Origin of the sequence: Allobosea sp. Tri-44 (assembly GCF_004123845.1) — a bacterium.
In the GTDB taxonomy this organism is placed as follows: domain Bacteria; phylum Pseudomonadota; class Alphaproteobacteria; order Rhizobiales; family Beijerinckiaceae; genus Allobosea.
This window is the reverse complement of sequence record NZ_NBDP01000030.1, coordinates 26,057-43,972: the sequence shown is the minus strand read 5'-3', so window position 1 is coordinate 43,972 and position 17,916 is coordinate 26,057. Positions and strand designations below refer to the sequence as shown.

At 67.9% G+C, this 17,916-nt stretch carries 17 protein-coding genes; 4 read left to right on the top strand and 13 right to left on the bottom strand.

The window, feature by feature from the left end; all coding sequences use genetic code 11:
- Positions 1-51: 51 nt before the first annotated feature.
- On the top strand, positions 52-741 hold the full coding sequence (locus B6S44_RS16590; protein WP_129158001.1) for a DUF2161 domain-containing phosphodiesterase: 690 nt from the start codon (positions 52-54) through the stop codon (positions 739-741).
- On the opposite strand, the gene B6S44_RS16585 is transcribed toward B6S44_RS16590, so the two are convergent.
- The 12 genes from B6S44_RS16585 to B6S44_RS16530 all read right to left on the bottom strand — a co-directional run bounded on the left by B6S44_RS16585 (position 727) and on the right by B6S44_RS16530 (position 13,563).
- Positions 727-1,785 carry an NAD(P)H-dependent flavin oxidoreductase gene (locus tag B6S44_RS16585; protein ID WP_129158000.1) on the bottom strand — a complete coding sequence of 353 codons (1,059 nt, stop codon included), beginning with the start codon at positions 1,783-1,785 and terminating at the stop codon, positions 727-729. The genes B6S44_RS16590 and B6S44_RS16585 overlap by 15 nt on opposite strands.
- A gap of 130 nt (positions 1,786-1,915) precedes the next feature.
- A complete protein-coding gene (locus B6S44_RS16580) occupies positions 1,916-2,146 on the bottom strand; it encodes a tautomerase family protein (RefSeq protein ID WP_129157999.1) in 231 nt (76 codons plus the stop codon).
- Positions 2,147-2,173: 27 nt separating this feature from the next.
- The gene (locus B6S44_RS16575; RefSeq protein ID WP_129157998.1) at positions 2,174-2,884 is read right to left on the bottom strand and encodes an SDR family NAD(P)-dependent oxidoreductase; all 711 of its coding nucleotides are present in this window, start codon (positions 2,882-2,884) and stop codon (positions 2,174-2,176) included.
- 144 nt (positions 2,885-3,028) lie between these two features.
- Positions 3,029-3,964, bottom strand: coding sequence for a LysR family transcriptional regulator (locus B6S44_RS16570; protein WP_129157997.1), 936 nt, complete (start codon positions 3,962-3,964; stop codon positions 3,029-3,031).
- An 82-nt stretch (positions 3,965-4,046) separates the two neighbouring features.
- Complete coding sequence (locus B6S44_RS16565; protein WP_129157996.1) at positions 4,047-5,765, bottom strand: Na/Pi cotransporter family protein; 1,719 nt, start codon at positions 5,763-5,765, stop codon at positions 4,047-4,049.
- Between the two features lie 269 nt (positions 5,766-6,034).
- Complete coding sequence (locus B6S44_RS16560) at positions 6,035-6,718, bottom strand: transglutaminase-like domain-containing protein (RefSeq protein WP_129157995.1); 684 nt, start codon at positions 6,716-6,718, stop codon at positions 6,035-6,037.
- 19 nt (positions 6,719-6,737) lie between these two features.
- On the bottom strand, positions 6,738-7,340 hold the full coding sequence (locus B6S44_RS16555; RefSeq protein ID WP_129157994.1) for a 2-hydroxychromene-2-carboxylate isomerase: 603 nt from the start codon (positions 7,338-7,340) through the stop codon (positions 6,738-6,740).
- A 3-nt stretch (positions 7,341-7,343) separates the two neighbouring features.
- Positions 7,344-8,951 carry an acyl-CoA carboxylase subunit beta gene (locus tag B6S44_RS16550; protein WP_129157993.1) on the bottom strand — a complete coding sequence of 536 codons (1,608 nt, stop codon included), beginning with the start codon at positions 8,949-8,951 and terminating at the stop codon, positions 7,344-7,346.
- Positions 8,952-8,955: 4 nt separating this feature from the next.
- Positions 8,956-9,456 (bottom strand): biotin/lipoyl-containing protein, encoded by a 501-nt coding sequence (locus B6S44_RS16545; protein WP_129157992.1) that lies wholly within the window; start codon positions 9,454-9,456, stop codon positions 8,956-8,958.
- 2 nt (positions 9,457-9,458) lie between these two features.
- Positions 9,459-10,958, bottom strand: a complete 1,500-nt coding sequence (locus B6S44_RS16540; protein WP_206735180.1) for an acetyl-CoA carboxylase biotin carboxylase subunit — start codon at positions 10,956-10,958, stop codon at positions 9,459-9,461.
- Positions 10,955-12,784: an acyclic terpene utilization AtuA family protein gene (locus B6S44_RS16535; RefSeq protein WP_129157991.1), complete on the bottom strand. Its 1,830-nt coding sequence runs from the start codon at positions 12,782-12,784 to the stop codon at positions 10,955-10,957. The genes B6S44_RS16540 and B6S44_RS16535 overlap by 4 nt, the downstream gene beginning before the upstream one ends.
- Positions 12,781-13,563 carry an enoyl-CoA hydratase-related protein gene (locus B6S44_RS16530; protein WP_129157990.1) on the bottom strand — a complete coding sequence of 261 codons (783 nt, stop codon included), beginning with the start codon at positions 13,561-13,563 and terminating at the stop codon, positions 12,781-12,783. Before B6S44_RS16530 ends, B6S44_RS16535 begins: the two co-directional genes overlap by 4 nt.
- A 247-nt stretch (positions 13,564-13,810) precedes the next feature.
- On the opposite strand from B6S44_RS16530, the gene B6S44_RS16525 reads away from it, so the two are divergent.
- A complete protein-coding gene (locus B6S44_RS16525) occupies positions 13,811-15,022 on the top strand; it encodes an acyl-CoA dehydrogenase family protein (protein ID WP_206735179.1) in 1,212 nt (403 codons plus the stop codon).
- Positions 15,015-15,899 (top strand): SDR family oxidoreductase, encoded by an 885-nt coding sequence (locus tag B6S44_RS16520; RefSeq protein ID WP_129157988.1) that lies wholly within the window; start codon positions 15,015-15,017, stop codon positions 15,897-15,899. The genes B6S44_RS16525 and B6S44_RS16520 overlap by 8 nt, the downstream gene beginning before the upstream one ends.
- A 2-nt stretch (positions 15,900-15,901) precedes the next feature.
- On the opposite strand, the gene B6S44_RS16515 is transcribed toward B6S44_RS16520, so the two are convergent.
- A complete protein-coding gene (locus B6S44_RS16515; protein WP_129157987.1) occupies positions 15,902-16,633 on the bottom strand; it encodes a TetR/AcrR family transcriptional regulator in 732 nt (243 codons plus the stop codon).
- Positions 16,634-16,827: 194 nt separating this feature from the next.
- Between B6S44_RS16515 and B6S44_RS16510 the strand changes: the two genes are divergently transcribed.
- Positions 16,828-17,790 carry an NAD(P)H-dependent flavin oxidoreductase gene (locus B6S44_RS16510; protein WP_206735178.1) on the top strand — a complete coding sequence of 321 codons (963 nt, stop codon included), beginning with the start codon at positions 16,828-16,830 and terminating at the stop codon, positions 17,788-17,790.
- Positions 17,791-17,916: the final 126 nt, after the last annotated feature.

The window sequence follows — 17,916 nt, the reverse complement described above, 5'->3', positions numbered from 1 at the left end:
CTCGGAAACCTCTCGGCGTTACGCTCCTGAGCAGCTGCCAGGAGATGCCGCTTGGAAACCTTGCTCTATCCGCCGGTGAAACGCTTCCTCGAGGAGCTCGGCTATGTCGTGAAGGGCGAGATCGGCCGCTGCGATCTCGTCGGCCTCCGGGAGGGCGATGCCACCGTGGTGGTGATCGGCGAGCTCAAGCTCGCCTTCAATCTCGAGCTCATCCTGCAGGGCGTCGACCGATTGCGCCTCGGCGACGAGATCTGGCTCGCGGCGCAGCTTTCGGCCAGGGGCAAGGGGCGAGAGAGCGACCCGCGCTATCGCGATCTCTGCCGCCGTCTCGGCTTCGGCCTGCTCGGCGTCTCCAGCACTGGCCGTGTCGAGGTGCTGGTCTCGCCGACCGCGCCGACGCCGCGCAAGAATCCGCGGGCCCGCTCGCGATTGGTCGACGAGCATCGCCGGCGCAAGGGCGATCCGGCAGCCGGCGGCAGCACGCGCCAGCCGATCATGACCGCCTACCGCCAGCAGGCGCTCGCCTGCGCCGCGGCGATGAGCGCCGAGCCAAAGCGTCCGCGCGACCTCAGGCCGTCTTGCCCCGACGCTCAGAAGATCCTGCACCGCAACGTCTATGGCTGGTTCGAGAAGGCCGAACGCGGCGTCTACGGGCTGACCGATGCCGGCCGCAGCGCCCTGGAGCGGTGGAGCCCGGCCTTTCCAGCGGCCGAGCCCGAGCGCGGGCTACCGGCCCTCTAGCCCGGCGAGCATCCGCGTCAGCTCCGCCGACGACATCGGCTTGGCCAGCGGGTAGGCCTGACCAGCCCAGAGCAGGGTGAAATCGTCCCGGCCTGCCGCCTCCGCGGCACTGCGCAGCGGCCCCAGCATTGTGCCGGCGGTCGGGAAGGCCGGGGCGAGCTCGGAGAGCGGCCCGAGCTCGGCCATGGCGCGATTGACGATGCCGCGCGCCGGCCGGCCGGTGAACAGGTTGGTGATCGCGGTCGGGCGGTCGCCCATGCCGAGAGCCTTGCGGTAGATCGGCGAGATGCTCGCTTCCGGCGTGAACAGATAGGCGGTGCCGACCTGGACGGCAGCCGCCCCGAGCGCGAAGGCGGCTTCCACCCCGCGCCGGTCGGTGATGCCGCCGGCGGCGATCACCGGAACCGAGACGGCATCGACGACCTGCGGCACCAGCGCGAAGGTGCCGACCTGCTCGGAGATCCGGTCGTTCAGGAAGATGCCGCGATGGCCGCCGGCCTCGGCCCCCATGGCGATGACCGCATCGACGCCGTGCTCGGCGAGCCAGCGCGCCTCGGGCACCGTGGTCGCCGAGGCGATCACCTTGGCGCCGGTGCGCTTGACCCGCTCGAACAGCTCGGGCGCGGGCAGTCCGAAATGGAAGCTGACGACCTCGGGCCGATACTCCTCGACGACGCCCGCCAAGCCGGCATCGAAGGGCGTGCGCCCGCTCGGCGTCTTCGGCATGTCCGGATCGAGCCCGGCCTCGGCATAGTAGCCGGAGAGGTGCTTCAGCCAGGTGGCCTGACGCGCCGGATCATCGGCCGGCGGCGTATGGCAGAAGAAATTGACGTTGATCGGCCGGCGCGTGCCGGCCCGCACGGTGTCCAGCGCCGTTCGCAGCCCCGCCTCGTTGTATTGCGCGCCGGCCAGCGAGCCGAGCCCGCCGGCTTCGCTGACGGCGATGGCCATCTCCGGTGTCGACGCCAGGGCCATGGGCCCCTGGATGATCGGCAGTTCGATGCCGAACAGGTCGAGCAGTCGCGATTGTGCGGTGCTGGTCATGATCGCTCCTCAGGGGGCCGGACGGGCCAGGGGCTAGTGTCCGCCGCAGCCCGTCGATTTCAAAGGCGAAGGTCAGCTTATCCGCAGTGCAGGATTGGGCGAGACCGGTTCGAGATCGCTGGCGGCGAGACTAGCTCGCCGCGCGCCGCTTGCGGTACTCCGGGACGGGCAGGCCGCCCCAGCCCCAATTGTCGAGCTCGACCTCCTCGATCACGATGAAGGTCGCCTCGAGCGGCTTGTTCAGCACGTCGAGCAGGAGCTGGCTGGCGCCGGCGATGAGCCTGGCCTTCTCCTCCTGCGTGACCGAGGAGCGGCCCGGGCCGGAGCCCTCGCGGGTGACCTGGATGGTGACGATCGGCATGGAAACCTCCTGTGGTCCGGTTGCGGGTCAGTGGCCGGCGCTCTGGCCGCCATCGACGTGGAGGATCTCGCCAGTGACGAAACCGGCGCTTTCCAGGAAAAGCACAGCGTCGACGATGTCGCGGACCTCGCCCATGCGCTTGACCGGGTGCAGGTTGGCCAGGAATTCATGCGTCTGCGGCGCGTGCATCGGGGTCTTGATGATGCCCGGCGAGACCGCGTTCACGCGGATGCCCTGGGTGGCGTATTCGACCGCCAGCGCCTTGGTCGCCGAATTGATGCCGCCCTTGGTCAGGTTGGCGAGCACGGTCGGAACGCCCGCGACCGCATGGTCGGTCAAGCTCGTGGTGATGCTGACGATGTGGCCGGAGCCCTGTTTCAGCATGGCGGCCACGGCCTGCTGGGTGATGTGGAAGAAGCCGGCGAGATTGGTCGCGATCTTTCTCTGGAAATCCTCTGCCGTGTAGTCGGTGAAGGGCTTGGCGATGAAGATGCCGGCATTGTTGACCAGCGTGTCGATGCGACCGAAGCGGGCAATCGCCTCGCGGACGACCGCCCCGGCCGTCGCCGGGTCGGCGATGTCGCCGGGGACTGCAAGAATGTCCGGATCGCTGCCCTGCGTGATCGAGCGCGATGTCGCCACGACCCGATAATTGCGGTCGCGGAAACCTTTGACCAGCGCCGCGCCGATGCCCTGCGAGGCGCCGGTGACGATGGCGACTTTCCGTTCGTTGCTCATGATGATCCTCGTTGCTTCGGCAGCGAGCGGAGGTGCTGCTGCCCGGCCCTGGGCCTGATGACGAGGAATCTGGAGTGTTTCGCGTTTCGGCTGAATGCCTGCTGTCCGGCAGTCATTCCTCCGTGGCGTGGAAGAATGAATGGTTCAGGAGCGCATCACGCCCGGCGCGGCCGAGAGCCGCGCGAAGTCGGCGCGCAAGCGCGGCACGGCGAAGTCGAGGAAGGCCCGGACCTTGGGGACGTTCGAACGGCCCTGCGGCATGACCAGGTTGACGGGGCGGGCCGGCGGCTCGGCATCCCGCAGCAGGAGCTCGAGCGAACCGTCCTGCACCCGTTCGGCAACGTGGTAGGTGAACAGCCGCGTCACGCCGAGCCCGCCGACCGCAGCCCCCAATGCTGCCCTGACGCTGTTGACGGTGAGCCGCGGCTTGAACTGGACGGATCGTGACACGGAGCCACCCTTCACGGGCGGGAAGACCCAGGCATCGCGCCCGAAATCGGTGCAGGCGATGATGCTGTGACTGGCGAGGTCCCCCGGCTCGTCGATACGCGGGTGCTGGCTGAGATAGCGCGGCGAGGCTGCGACCACCGTCCGGACCTCGCCGCCGATGCGGATGGCCGTCATCGCCGAATCCGGCAGGTCGAGGATGCGCAAGGCGATATCGATGCCTTCCTCGACCAGGTTGGCGCCACGCGAGAGCAGGACGAGGTTGACCGATACGGCCGGAAAGGCCTCGATGAAGGCATCGACGATCGGCCGCAGGATCTCCTCGCCGCTGATCGGCGGCGCCGTGATGGTCAAGGTGCCGCGCGGGGCGGCTTGCTCGCCGGCGCCGACCGCGTCGAGCTCCTGCAGGTCGGCGAGGACGCGGCGGCAGGCGGCGGCATAGCGCTCGCCGGTCTCGCTCAGCCGGATCGAGCGGGTCGTCCGGTGCAGCAGCGGAGCACCGGCTTGCTGTTCGAGGAAGGCGACAGCCCGGCTGACGGCGGCCGGGGAGCGGCCGAGCAGGCGTCCCGCCCCGGCGAGGCTGCCCTCGTCCAGTGCGGCGATGAACACTTTCATCGCGTCGATGCGATCCATGATGCCCCCGAGCCTTGGCCTTAAGCTCGGTCAAACCGGCAGGCTGTCAAGCGCGCGCGGCGCCAGCCCAGGCCGCGTCGCGTCAGGCCGGCTTATGCGGCAGAGCGAGGCCGTAGCTGTCGTCGGCAGGATGCTCCTCGGCCTTGCGCAGCCTGGTGTCGCTGAGCTCGTCGGCGGCTTCCAGGATCGGATAGGCGATCGAGGTGATGTGGCCGTGGATGCGCTTCAGGTCGCGCAGCACGTCGAGATGGATCGACGAGGTTTCGAGCGACTGAGCAACCCCGCTGCGCAGGCGCTCGTAGTGCTTCTCGGTCGCCATCCGCTCGGCGACGCGCATCGCGCTCTTCTCGTCGAAGAGCTGGCGGGCAAGGGTGATGTCGCGCGAGGCCATTACGTTGAGCGAGAGCTGCAGGCTGTGGCTGACCCTCGCATGGAAGTCGCGGATCTCGGCGAGGCCTTCTTCCGAGAAGCGGTAGCGCTTTCGGATCTTCTTCTCCGCCAGTTCCCGCAGGTTCTTGTCGATGATGTCGCCGATATGCTCGAGATTGGTGGTCGCCGTGATGATTTCGAACAGGCGCCGGCTGTCCTCCTCGCAGAGCGGGCGGCGCGAGAGCTGGACGAGATAGAGCTTGATCGCCTCGTGGATCGTGTCGACGCCGTCATCGGCCGCGGCGATCTCGCGCGAGAGCGCGAGCTTGTCCTGCTCCAGCAGGATCAGCAGGTCCTTCAGCATGGCGCTGACGCGGTCGCCGAGATGCAGCGTCTCGCGCATTGCGCTGGCGAGGGCTTCCGGCGGGCTGTCGAGCAGGCTGGGGTCGAGATAGAGCGGCTGCGTGCGCTTCTCCGCTTCGGGCGCAGCCGGGGTCAGGCGCGTGACCAGCGCGGCGATCGGACCGATGAAAGGCAGGAAGGCGAGGGCGCCGATGATGTTCAGCGCCAGATGGATTTCGACCGCGAGACGCGCGGGGTTCTGCGACAGCTGCGAGAACCAGGCAGCCAGCGGCTTGGCGAAGGGGATGACGACGAGCGCGATGATGATGCGCGTCAAAAGGTTGGCGAGCGCGACGCGGCGCTGCACGACCGGCGCGCCGAGCTGGTCGATAACCGGCACCAGCGCATTGCCGAGATTGGCCCCGACGATCAGGATCAGTGCGGTCGGGGCCGGGAACAGCCCACCCGCCCAGAACGAGGCGATCAGCAGGACGATGGCGAGGCTCGAATGGGTCAGCCAGGTCGCAGCGACGGTGAGCGCGATGGCGAGCAGGGGCTCGCTGGCCAGCGCCTCGAACACGGTGCGGAAGACCGGTGACTGCGCCAGCGGCGCCGAGGCGGTCTTGAGCTCGGCGAGCGAGAGCAGGATCAGCCCGATGCCGACGATCAGGCGGCCGATATTGCGGGCGCGGTTCATCGCCTCGTTGGCGAGATAGAGCGTCACGCCAACGGCGAGGCACGCCCCCCAGATCCAGCCGAGCTCGAACGAGACCAGGAAGGCGGCGAGCGCCGTGCCGATATTGGCGCCGAGCAGCACGGCGAAGGCCATGGGCAGCCCGATCAGCGCCTGTCCGGCGAAGGAGGAGAGCAGCAGCGTCGTCGCCGTTGAGCTCTGCAGGATCAGCGTGACCACCGCCCCGCTCGCCATGGCTGAGACGCGGTTGCCGGTGAAGCGCGCAATCGCCTGCCGCAGCGACGATCCGAACGCCCGGGTCGCGCCCGTTCGCACCAGCCGGACTGCCCAGATCAGCAGCGCCACCGCGCCGGCAAGATGGATCAGGATGGCGGTGGTGCTCTCGGCGGCGTTCATCGTGGGGAGGGCGCTCTTTCGGCGGGAATCGGAGGAATGAAGCGGCAGATTATGCCGTTAAATTGGTTAGCCGTCTTATAAAATCGGCGGCGGAAATGGTCTACTTCTCTCGTGCGTGCTCTGGCGGGATGGAGCGGAAGACGGCAGTCGGGCGCCCAAAAACGCAACGGCCAGCGTTGCCGTGGCGATCCACGGCAACGCTGGCGAAGCCATCTTCTTATCCGGTCAGTATGGAAGAATTGCGGTCACGGCCTGCGCCGGGCTGACGACTACGCCGCCGGAGCAGGCTTCGGCTGGGATTTGCCCGCAAGCGCCGTGCGTTCGGCCGCCATCGCCGTGATCAGGCGCGGATAGGCCTCCTGCATCGCTTGGCGGAAGGCCTCGAACGGCATGTCGTCATGGTCGCCGCGGTCGAGCACATAGTCCATGTGCTGGCGCCCTTCCGTGTCGAAGGGCTGGAAGATCGAATCCGTGCTGCCATCGAAATCGAGCGGCTCGACGCCGAAGCGGGCGCAGAAGGCAAGATCGAAGGCCGGCGTCGCCTTGACCCAGCGGCCTTCGAGATAGAGCAGCGTATAGGCGTGCCAGCGGAAGACGTCGCTGCCCATCAGTTCGAGAATGCGCGGCGAGGCGAGGTGGTTGCGCACATCGGCAAAACCTATTCTGGCCGGGATGCCGGCGGCGCGGCAAACCGCGGCGAGCGTCAGCGCCTTGGGCACGCAGAACGAGCCCTTCGCCTCCAGGCAGCGCGAGGCGACGAAGATGTCGCGCTCGATCCCGAAATAGCGCAGGTCATAGGGAATGGCGTCGCGGACGGCATAATAGAGCCGCACGGCGCGGTAGCGGTCCGGACCTGTCCCGGCATGGTCTTCGACGAAGGCACGGACCGCCGGCGCAGTGGCGTCGATGAAGGGCGTGGCCTTGAGCGCCCCGGCGAGCCTGTCGTCGCTCATCGCACCCTCCTGTCTGCGGTCAGCCACGCGGATGCTGCAGCCGCCAGGCGATCTGCGGCAGGCGGTCGGCGCCGAAGAAGCTCTCGCCGTCCAATGTCACGAACGGCACGCCGGTCACACCGGCGGCGCAGGCCTCATCCACTGCCTCGCTGAGGCGCTGGCGGCCTTCGCTGCCGTCGATCATGGCGCGGATCGTCTCGGGAGTCTCGCCTGTGAGGCAAGGCAGGGCGGCGAGCACGGCCAGATCGGCGATATCTTCGCCCTTGGCGAAGAAGGCCTCGAAGATCTCGCTCGCCAGCCGCAATCCGTCCTGCGGCCGGCGAGCGGTCCAGCCATGGTAGAGCCGGCCGGAGAGATGGGCCGAGATCTGCAGCGGTTCGGGAATGCGGAACGGCAGGCCGAAGAACGCGGCCGAGCGGGTCACGTCTTCGAGGAAATAGCGCCGCCGCGCCGGCTTCTCCAGCGGATTGACGATGCCCTGCTGCTTGAACACGGCCCAGAGGAGGATCGGCCGGAATTCCAGTTCGCGATCATGTTCTTCAGCCAGCCGCGCAAGCGGGCCGAGCGCGAAATAGGAATAGGGAGAGGCGAAATCGAGATAGAGGCGGAGCGTTCCCGGCATGGTTCAGAACCTGAAGACGCCGTAGCCGGGCGGGCCGAGCGGGGCGTTGAGCGAGGCCGAGATCGCCACGCCGAGCGCATTGCGGGTGTCGAGCGGATCGATGATGCCGTCGTCCCAGAGTTCCGAGGTCGAGTAATAGGCCGAGAGCTGCTCCTGATAGGCCTTGCGCGTCTCGTCCCAGAGCTTGTCGATCTCGCCTTTGTCGACCGCGCCGCCATTGCGCTTCATCTGGTTGGCCTTGACCTCGGCCAGCGTGTTCGCCGCCTGGTCGCCGCCCATCACGCCGATCTGGTGGTTTGGCCAGGAGAACAGGAAGCGCCCGTCGAAGGCGCGCCCGCACATGCCGTAATTGCCGGCGCCGAACGAGCCGTTGCACATCACCGTGAACTTCGGCACCCGCGAGCAGCTCTGCGCCATGATCATCTTGGCGCCGTCCTTGGTGATGCCGCGCCGTTCGTATTCGCGCCCGACCATGTAGCCGGTGATGTTCTGCAGGAAGACCAGCGGCGTGTTGTTCTGGTTGCAGAGCTCGATGAAGTGCGCGCCCTTGATCGAGGAATCGTTGAAGAGCACGCCATTGTTGGCGAGGATCCCGACCTTGAAGCCCCAGATATTGGCAAAGCCGCAGACCAGCGTCGTGCCATAGTTCGGCTTGTATTCATGGAAGCGGCTGCCATCGACGATGCGCGCGATGATCTCGCGCATGTCGAAGGCCTTCTTGATGTCGTCGGGCACGATCCCGTAGATCTCGGCGGGATCGTAGAAGGGTTCCTCCGGCGCCTCGCGCTGCGCCTCCCAGCGCGGCAGCCGGTCCCATTGCGAGACGATGTCGCGACCGATCTCGATGGCGTGCTCCTCGCTGTCGGCCGGGTAGTCACAGGTGCCCGAGACGCTGGTGTGCATCTCGGCGCCGCCGAGCTCCTCGACCGTGACGTCCTCGCCCGTCGCCGCCTTCACCAGAGGCGGGCCGCCGAGGAAGACCGCGCCGGTGCCGCGCACGATGACGCTGTAGTCGGAAAGTCCCGGGATATAGGCGCCGCCGGCCGTGCAATGGCCGAAGACCAGAGCGAGCTGCTTCACGCCCATCTTCGACAGCATGGACTGGTTGCGGAAGATCCGCCCGCCCATGTAGCGGTCCGGAAACAGCTCCGACTGGAGCTGCAGGAAGCCGCCGGCGGAATCGCAGAGATGCACGACCGGCAGCCGGTTCTCCATGGCGATATCGAGGGCGCGGACGATCTTCTTGACCGTGAGGGGATACCAGGCGCCGCCCTTCACCGTCGGATCGTCGGCGCGGATCATCACCTCGCGGCCGGAGACCATGCCGATGCCGACGATCGAGCTGGCCGAGGGCGATTCCCCGCCATAGGCCATGTTGGCGGCGAGCGAGGAGAGCTCGAGGAAGGGCGTGCCGGGGTCGAGCAGCATCTCGATGCGCTTGCGCTGCGGCATCTTCTGCTGGCGGGCGAGCCGGTCGAGGTCGCGCTGCGGGCGGCCGTGACGCGCCGCCTCCTGCTTCGCCTTGAACTCGGCGACGAGGCGGCGGTTATGCGCCTCGTTGCGGCGGAAATCGGCGGAAGTCGTGTTGATCGACGATTGCAGTCTGGACATCGGGTCAGCCTTCCGCCGGTGCCGCGAGACGGGCGAGCACGGCGTCCTTGTCGAAGCCTTCACCCTCGCGCGCCGCGATCTCGGCGATCTCGCCGTCACGCGGCGCATCGAGTTTCATCTGCAGCTTCATGCTTTCGATGGTGACGATGGTCTCGCCGCGCTGGACGCTGTCGCCGACGCGCTTATGGACCACGACGACGGTCCCCGGCATCGGCGCGCGCACGACATTGGCGCCGCCACCCGCTGCGGAGGCTTCGGCTGCGGCATCGACCCGGCGCAGCGCGAAGCTGCGTCCGTCCAGGCGGATGATGGCGCCGTCGGCACTGCCGGCGCGGGCGAAGGCGACGGGCCCGCCATCGAGCGTCAGCGCGCGGCTGCCGTCGCCGACTTCGTCGAGGCCTTCGACGACATGCCGGCGGCCATCGACCGAGAGCACCAGATGCGGCCGGCGCGCCAGGATGGTGATGGTGTGGACGGTGCCGTCGAGGTCGAGCTTGAGGACCATGCTCAGTTCCTCCAATGCCCGATCGAGGCGTGCGGCTCGGGCACGCCGAGGATGAGATCGCGGAAGTCGCGCAGGCCGAGCGCTGCGGCGATCAGCACGGTGTCGCGTGTCGCTTCATCCGGCTCGCCGGCGGTGAGTTCGGCCTTGTGCTGGACGACGAAGCCGGTGTGCAATTCGCCGGCGGCGAAGGCAGGGTGGCCGAGCACACGGGCGAGATAGTCGATATTGGTCTTGATCCCGAGCAGCGCGAGCTCGTGCAGCGCCGCAATGGCGCGCTCTGTCGCCACGGCGCGATCCGGCCCATGGGCGACGAGCTTGGCCAGCATCGGGTCGAAATCGGCGGTGACGCGCTGGCCGCGATCAAGCGCGTTCTCGAAGCGCAGGTAAGCCGCCTGCGGCGCGTCGAGATGCAGGATCGTGCCGGTCTCCGGCAGGAAATCGCGCTCGGGGTCCTCGGCGCAGATCCGGCATTCGATGGCGTGGCCATTAGCGGCGACGGCATCCTGCGTGATGGGCAGGTCGCTGCCTGCGGCGATCTCGATCTGCATGCGTACCAGGTCGAGCCCGATGATCATCTCGGTGACGGGATGCTCGACCTGCAGGCGGGTGTTCATCTCCAGGAAGAAGAAGCGGCCATCGGCGCCGAGGATGTACTCGACCGTGCCGGCATTGCGGTAGTTCGAGGCGGCGGCGAGCCTGACCGCCGAGGCGCAGATCTCGTCGCGCAGTGCGGCCGGCAGGTTCGCGGCCGGCGCCTCCTCGATGATTTTCTGGAAGCGGCGCTGCACCGAGCATTCGCGCTCGAACAGGTGGATCGCGCTGCCCTTGCCGTCACCGAAGACCTGCACCTCGATATGGCGGGGACGCTCGACGAAGAGCTCGGCATAGACGCGTCCATCGCCAAAATAGCGCTGCGCCTCGCTCGCCGCGAGGCGGGCGGCGCCCTCAAGCTCTTCGGCCGAGCGTACGATGCTCATGCCCTTGCCGCCGCCGCCCGCCGCCGCCTTGATCAGCAGCGGAAAGCCGATCTCCGTTGCCTGGCGGGTGAATTCGGCGAGGTCTTCGGTCGGCATCACCGAGGGCGCGACCGGAACGCCGTGATCGGCCGCGAACTGGCGCGCCGAGATCTTGTCGCCCATCAGCGCGATGGTGTCGGCATCCGGCCCGATGAAGGTGAGCCCGGCCTCGGAGACGGCGCAGGCAAAGCGCGCATTCTCGGAGAGGAAGCCATAGCCCGGATGGATCGCGTCGGCGCCGACGGCGCGGGCGGCCGCGATGATCTGGCCGCTGTCGAGATGGGCCGCGACCGGCGTCTCGCCCGAAATCTCGACAGTCTCGTCGGCCTCGCGCACATGCCGGGCGCGGGCCTCGACCGGATGATGGATCGCGACCGAGGCGATGCCCATTTCGCGCAGCGTCCGGATGATGCGGCAGGCGATCTCGCCGCGATTGGCGATCAGGACCTTGCGGAATGGCTGGGTGTCGTCCGGAGCCGTCATCATGCGTCGTCCGTGGTCTTGAAGCCGTGGAGAGGACCACCCGGCGCGAGCCAGGCGGCGGGCACCGGCACCGGCAGGCTCATCAGCACCTGCGCCATCGCCTTGCCCTGCGGGTCGTGGCGGAGCGAAGCGATGCCGCCGCCGCCGAGCGCCCGGTGCATGACGAGGTTGAAGCCGCCGAGGCCCGGCCAGTCGAAGCGCTCGACCTTGCCTTCGACATGATGGGCGAAGTGCCGGCCGACTGCCTCCGGCGTCAGCACCCGCCTCAGCCAAGGCAGGAAGGCGGCATCGCGCGCGATCACGCCGATATTGGCGATGTCGCCCTTGTCGCCGCTGCGGCCGAAGGCGAGGGCGATGAGCGGCACGTTGGCCGTCTCGCCGGTCACGACCTCCGAGGGATCCGCGCCGACAGGCGAGGGCGCGTTGGTGGTCGCCGACGGGATATGCGCCGGCACCGGCAGGCTCGTCTCGCCGAGGCTGACGCTCGGATGCAATTCGGCCTTGTCGATCAGGAAGGAGAACAGCCGGATCACCGGCTGCCGCTCGGGCCGGCCGCCGGCGAAGCCGGTCAGGCTCTGCGCCATCGCGGTGGCGGCCGGGTAGATCTCGCGGGCGAAGATTTGTAGCGCCTCCCTGGAGGGATGGCGCACGCCGATCTTGAGGACGACCTCACGCGTCGCCCGCGCCTGGCTCCGGGCACCATAGCTCGCCTCGGCGCCGAGCGTCTCGATCGAGCTTTCAGCGAAATCGGGAAGACCGGCTTCGCGGATCAATCGGCCGCAGCGGGCAAGGATCGCCTTCGCGACCGCCTCGGCCCGCTCGGCCGCGTCATCGCCGACGATCATCATCGTCGCGGCGCAGCGATAGCCGTCGGGATAGGTGGCGCTGACCTTGTAGCTCGCGGACGGCGCCCGTCCGCGAGCACCTGAGACCCGGACGCGATCGGGACCCGAGGCTTCGAGCTTCACCTGCGACCAGTCGCAGCAGACATCCGGCAGCATGTAGGCGGCGGGATCGCCGACCTCGTAGACGACCTGCTCGGCGATGGTCGCTGGGCTGATGCGGCCGCCGGTGCCCTCGGGCTTGCCGATCTCGAAGCTGCCATCGGCGCGGCAATCGGCGAAGGGGAAGCCCATGTCGGCCCAGTCGCCGGCGACCGCACGCCAGTCGGTGACGATGCCGCCGGTCGCCTGCGCGCCGCATTCGAGGATGTGGCCGGCGAGGCTGCCGGCCGAGAGCCGGTCGTAATCCTCCGGCTTCCAGCCGAATTCATGGATCAGCGGGCCGAGCACGACGGCCGAGTCGACGCAGCGCCCGGTCACCACGACATCGGCGCCCGCCGCGAGCGCCGCCGCAATCGGGAAGGCGCCGAGATAGGCGTTGATGCTGGCGGTCCGCTCGGGGAAGGGCGCGCCGGAGAACATCTCGGTGATGCCCTGGGCGCGCAGCCGCTCGGCCTCACCTGAAAGGTCGTCGCCGGTGACGATCGCGACCTTGAGGTCGACCCCGACCTCCTTGAAGGCGGCAAGCAGAGCGTCGCGGCAGGCTTCCGGATTGACGCCGCCGGCATTGGTGACGACGCGGATGCGCTTCTGCGCGATCTCGCGGGCGAGCGGCTTCATCACCAGCGAGACGAAGTCGGTGGCGTAGCCGAGCGCCGGGTTCTTCGCCTTCATCCGGGCGAGGATCGACATGGTGATCTCGGCCAGATAGTCGAGCACGAGATAGTCGATGCCGCCATGGCGCACGAGCTGGCGCGGCCCCTCCGGGCTGTCGCCCCAGAAGCCGGCGCCGCAGCCGATGCGGATGCTCTCGCGCACGGCGCTCACCGCCCGGTCCAGACCGGCGGCCGCTTCTCGGCGAAGGCGGCAAAGCCCTCGCGCGCATCCTCGGTGCGAGCCATGTTGGCCAGCATGAACTGGGCGTATTCGAGCGCCGTATCGGTCGACATCTCGCGGATCTTGGCGAGGCTCTGCTTGCCGAGCCGGATGCCGGTCGGGGACTTGTCGGTAAGGCGCCCGACCAGCCATGCCGTCTTGGCGTCGAGATCATCAGCCGGTACGGCGTAGTTGACGATCGCAACGGCTTCCGGATCGCCCGCCTTGATGGTCTCGCCGGTGAGGCAGAGTTCCATCAGCCGGCGATAGGGCAGCACCCGCATCAGATAGGGCAGGATCATCATCGGGAAGAGCCCGACCTTGACCTCGGTGACGCCAAGCAAGGCGTCGTCGCGCGCCACCACGAGATCGCAGGCGCAGATCAGGCCGAGGCCGCCGGCCAGCGCATGGCCGTTGACCCGCGCCACCAGCGGCAGCCGGCAGGCGTCCATCCGGCGCAGCAGTCCGGCGACGTAATGGCGCGGATCGGAGGCCTCGATGGTGAAAGGTGTTCCGTCCGCATTGGGCTTGAGGTCGCCGCCGGCGCAGAAAGCCTTGTCACCGGCCCCGGTCAGGATCACGGCGCGTACCTCGGGATCGGCCTCGGCCTGGTCGAGCGCAGCGACGACTCCCTCGGCAACAGCCTCATTCAGGGCATTGCGGCGGCTCTCGCGATTGATCGTGACGACCAGCGCTGCGCCCTCGCGTCGGGTGATGACCTCTTCGCTCACGGTTCCATCCCTGCGCGGCTCGCTGAGGGAGCCTTTGTGCAGTAAATGATTTCAATTCATTTGCTGTGTCAATAGCCGCGTAGCGGCGAGAATGTGCCGAATGGTACTCAAATGGATTGTTCGATTTTGCCACACAGGCTTGCGTTGACAGTCGCGATCGCCACTGATGAAATACGCTCAATAAGATCAATCGAGCCGAATGGCTCGCTGCCCGCACCGCTGCGTGGGGGCGAGGGAGGAGATCGACGTGAACGCCGTGAACGGTAGCAACCGCGCCAATGCCTTCGGGCTCGACGAGGAGCAGACCGCCATCCTCGACGGCGCCGACCGTTACGCCCGTGCCGAGCTCTATCCGCTGTCGCAGCGCATGGACGATGAGGAGTGGTGGCCGGAGGAGGGCTTCCGCCATATCGGCGAGAGTGGCTTCCTCGGCGCGACGATCCCCGAGCAATATGGCGGGGCGGGGCTCGATCTGCTGCAGGCCGGGCTGGTGCTGCAGGGTTTCAGCCGCTGGAACCATGCGATGGCTCTGTCGGTCGTCGCCCATGACAACCTCTGCGCCAACAACATCTATCGCAATGGCAATGAGGAACAGCGGCGCCGATACCTGCCGGATCTCTGCTCAGGGAAAACGATCGGCGCGCTCGGCCTGACCGAGCCGGGGGCGGGCTCGGATGCGCTTGGCTCGATGCGCACCACCGCGCGCCGCGACGGCGACCACTACATCCTCAACGGCAGCAAGATCTTCATCACCAACGGCCCGGTCGCCGACGTGCTGCTGGTCTACGCCAAGACCGACAAGGAGCGCGGCGCCCACGGCATCTCCGCCTTCATCGTCGAGAAGGATTTCCCCGGCTTCAAGGTGGCGCAGAAGCTGACCAAGATGGGCTATCGCGGCAGCCCGACCGGCGAATTGCTATTCGAGGATTGTCGCGTCCCGGCCGCCAATCTGGTCGGCGCCGAGAATCAAGGCGTCGCCATCGTGATGAGCGGGCTCGATCTCGAGCGGGCAATGATCTCGCCGCTCTGCCTCGGCATTTCCGAGCGGGCGCTCGAGCTCTCGATCGACTACGCCAAGACGCGCAAGCAGTTCGGCAAGCCGATCGGCTCCTTCCAGATGGTCCAGTCGATGCTGGCCGAAATGTATGTGCTGGTCGAGACCATGCGCAGCTTCAGCTATCGGACGCTGGCCGAGGCGGCGCCGCTCGAAGTCGGCGGGGGCGGGCGCGGCGACATCCACCGCTTGACCGCGGCCTCGGTGATGTATGCGGCGCAGGCCTGCCACGACGTGCTCGACAAGGCTGTGCAGGTCCATGGCGGCGCCGGCTATATCTGGGAAGCGGAGATCAACCGGCTCTTCCGCAGCACCAAGCTGCTCGAGATCGGCGCCGGCACCACCGAGGTGCGCAAGATGATCATCGCCGGCGAACTGCTGAAGGGGATGGAGCGCCATGGCTGAGGCCGAGCCCCGCGAACTCGGGCTGGAGGACGCCGACCTCGCTCGGCTGCCGACGGTCTATGCGGCGGACGCCTTCGCCGGGCGGACCGTGCTGATCTCCGGCGGCGCCGGCGGCATCGGCCGTGCCACCGCCTGGCTGCTCGGCCGGCTCGGGGCGCAGGTGATCGTCGCCGGGCGTGACGAGGGCAAGCTGGAGGCGGCGGCGCAGACGATGCGCGCCGCTGGGCTGAAGGCGGCGGGCAAGACGGTGAATGTCCGCGATCCCGCGACGATCACGGCGCTACACGACTGGATTGCGGCCGAATTCGGCGGCATCGACATCCTCGTCAACAGTGCCGGCGGCCAGTTCCCGCAGGCCGCGATCGACTTCTCGACGAAGGGCTGGAACGCCGTCGTCGACACCAATCTCAACGGCACCTGGTACATGATGCAGGAGGCCGCCCGGCGCTGGCGCGACGCGAAGCGGCCGGGCAGCATCGTCTCGATCGTGGTGGTGACGCGGCAGGGCCTGCACGGGGTCGCCCATACGATCGCAGCGCGCGCCGGCGTGGTCGGCCTGACCCAGGCGCTGGCGGTGGAATGGGCGCCGCTCGACATCAGGGTGAACTGCATCGCGCCGGGCGCGATCGAAACGCCGGGCTGGCGCGTCTACGACCCGCAGGTGGTCAAGGCCTATCCGCGCTCCAACCCGATGATGCGCACCGCCACGACCTGGGAGGTTGCCGAAGCCTGCGCCTATCTCTGCGGGCCGGCGGCGGCTTACGTCACCGGCGAGGTGCTCAACGTCGCCGGCGGCGCCCAGCTCTGGGGCGAGACCTGGACGATACCGCGCCCGGATTTCTTCGACGGCCCGGGCAACGGGCAGGGCGGAGCGTGAACTCAGCGCGATCCGGGGGAGTTGGGCTTCGCCGGCGCGATCCCAGCCGCTGCCTCCAGCCGGGCCGTCGCCGTCTCCAGCCGGGCGACCACGCTCTCGATCGGCGAGGCCGGCTGGTCGAGCGCGACGCCGCGATAGACCAGATTGGTGATCGCTTCCGCCGTGTCGGCAGGGTCGTAATCGCCCTCGCCGCGCAGGAAGGTCCAGGTCCGGTGCTCGATGCAGCCGAAGACCAGATCACGCACCAGGCTCGGCGAGGTGTCGGGGCGCAGTTCGCCCGAGGCGATGCCGGCCTTGACCACGTCGACGAGGCGATGGGTGTAGGCGCGGTTGAGATCGAACAGGTGCGAGCCGCGATAGTCGGGCGCCGGGCGGATTTCCTGGAACATCAATCGCGACAGCGCCGGATCGCGGCGGATCGAGGTGAGGTGGTTGTAGACGAGGAAGCGGATCTGGTTCCAGCTGCCGCGCACGGCGGCGAACTGCTCGGCATCTTCCTGCAGCAACTCCTCGAACCAATGCTCGACGACCTTGACCAAAAGTTCGCGCTTGTTGGCGAAGAAGCGATAGATGCTGCCCTCGACCACGCCGGCGCGCAGCGCGATGTCGGTGATCAGCGCGTCATTGTAGCCCTTCTCGGCGAAGACCTGCTTGGCCGCGGCCATGATGTCGGAGATGCGGCGCTCGGGCGGGAGCCGGTTGACCTGTCGCTTCAGGGCGCTGCGAGGTGCCATCGATGATCCTTGCCGACGCGAAGCGCGGGCGCGCTGCGGTCGCTTTCCGGCTGCCGACGCGCCCGGACGGGGGCGGCGACACTAATAAATACCATTCATCATCGACGCGTTCCAGGCAAGAGCGTAACCGCAAGCGGCGCTTTGCAGGATGGGCGCCCGTGCGGAGCCGAGCGAGCTCTTTAGGGGAGGGGTCATTGCCGTTACCTGCTGCTTTCGCCGGACGCTTGCGCGTTCCCGTCATTGCCGCGCCGATGTTCCTGATCTCGGGGCCGGACCTTGTCGTTTCCTGCTGCCGCAATGGCGTCGTCGGCAGCTTTCCGGCGCTCAACCAGCGCACGACGGCAGGCTTCGCCGACTGGCTCGACGAGATCGCCGGACGGCTCGACGGCGAGCGTGACGCAGCGCCGTTTGGCGTCAATCTGGTCGTCCACCGCAGCAATCCGCGGCTGGACGCCGATCTTGCTGTCGTCGTCGAGCGCAAGGTGCCGCTGGTCATCACCTCGCTCGGCCTCAACCGCGACCTGATTCGGGCGGTGCAGGGCTATGGCGGGCTGGTCTTCCACGATGTGACGACACTCGCCTTCGCGGCCAAGGCGGCCGAGGCTGGTGTCGATGGGTTGATCGCAGTCTCGGCCGGTGCTGGCGGCCATGCCGGGCCGCTCAATCCCTTCGCGGCGCTGGCCGATATCCGACATATCTTCGATGGCACGCTCGTGCTCGGCGGGGCGCTGAGCAACGGCGCGCAGGTCGCCGCCGCCATGATGGCGGGCGCCGACATGGCTTATCTCGGCACCCGTTTCATGGCGACGCAGGAGAGCCTGGCGCCGGAGGCGCTGCGGGGCATGCTGCTCGGCGCTTCCGCTGCCGATATCGTCTACACCCCTGCCATCAGCGGCGTGCACGGCAATTTCCTCAAGCCCAGCATCGTGGCTGCCGGTCGCGATCCCGACGATCTCAGCAAGCCCGCGAGCTATGATTTCGGCACGGCGGAAGCCAAGGCCTGGCGCGACATCTGGGCGGCAGGGCAGGGCGTCGGTGCGATCCGCGATTTGCCCGATGCAGGCGAGCTCTGCCGGCGGCTGGCCGATGAATATGAGGCGGCCCTGGCCGGCGCGTCGCGCCTGTCATGCCAGGCTGCTGTCGCGGCGGTGGGCTGAGGCCGGTTCATTGGCGTCCGCCAGGGTGCGCGATACCGGTCGGGCGGTGCGGAAAAGCGCAGCTGCCAATGGTGCTGAAGCTGGTCCCGGAAGAGTTGACAGCACAAGATGAATTGTATTCATTAG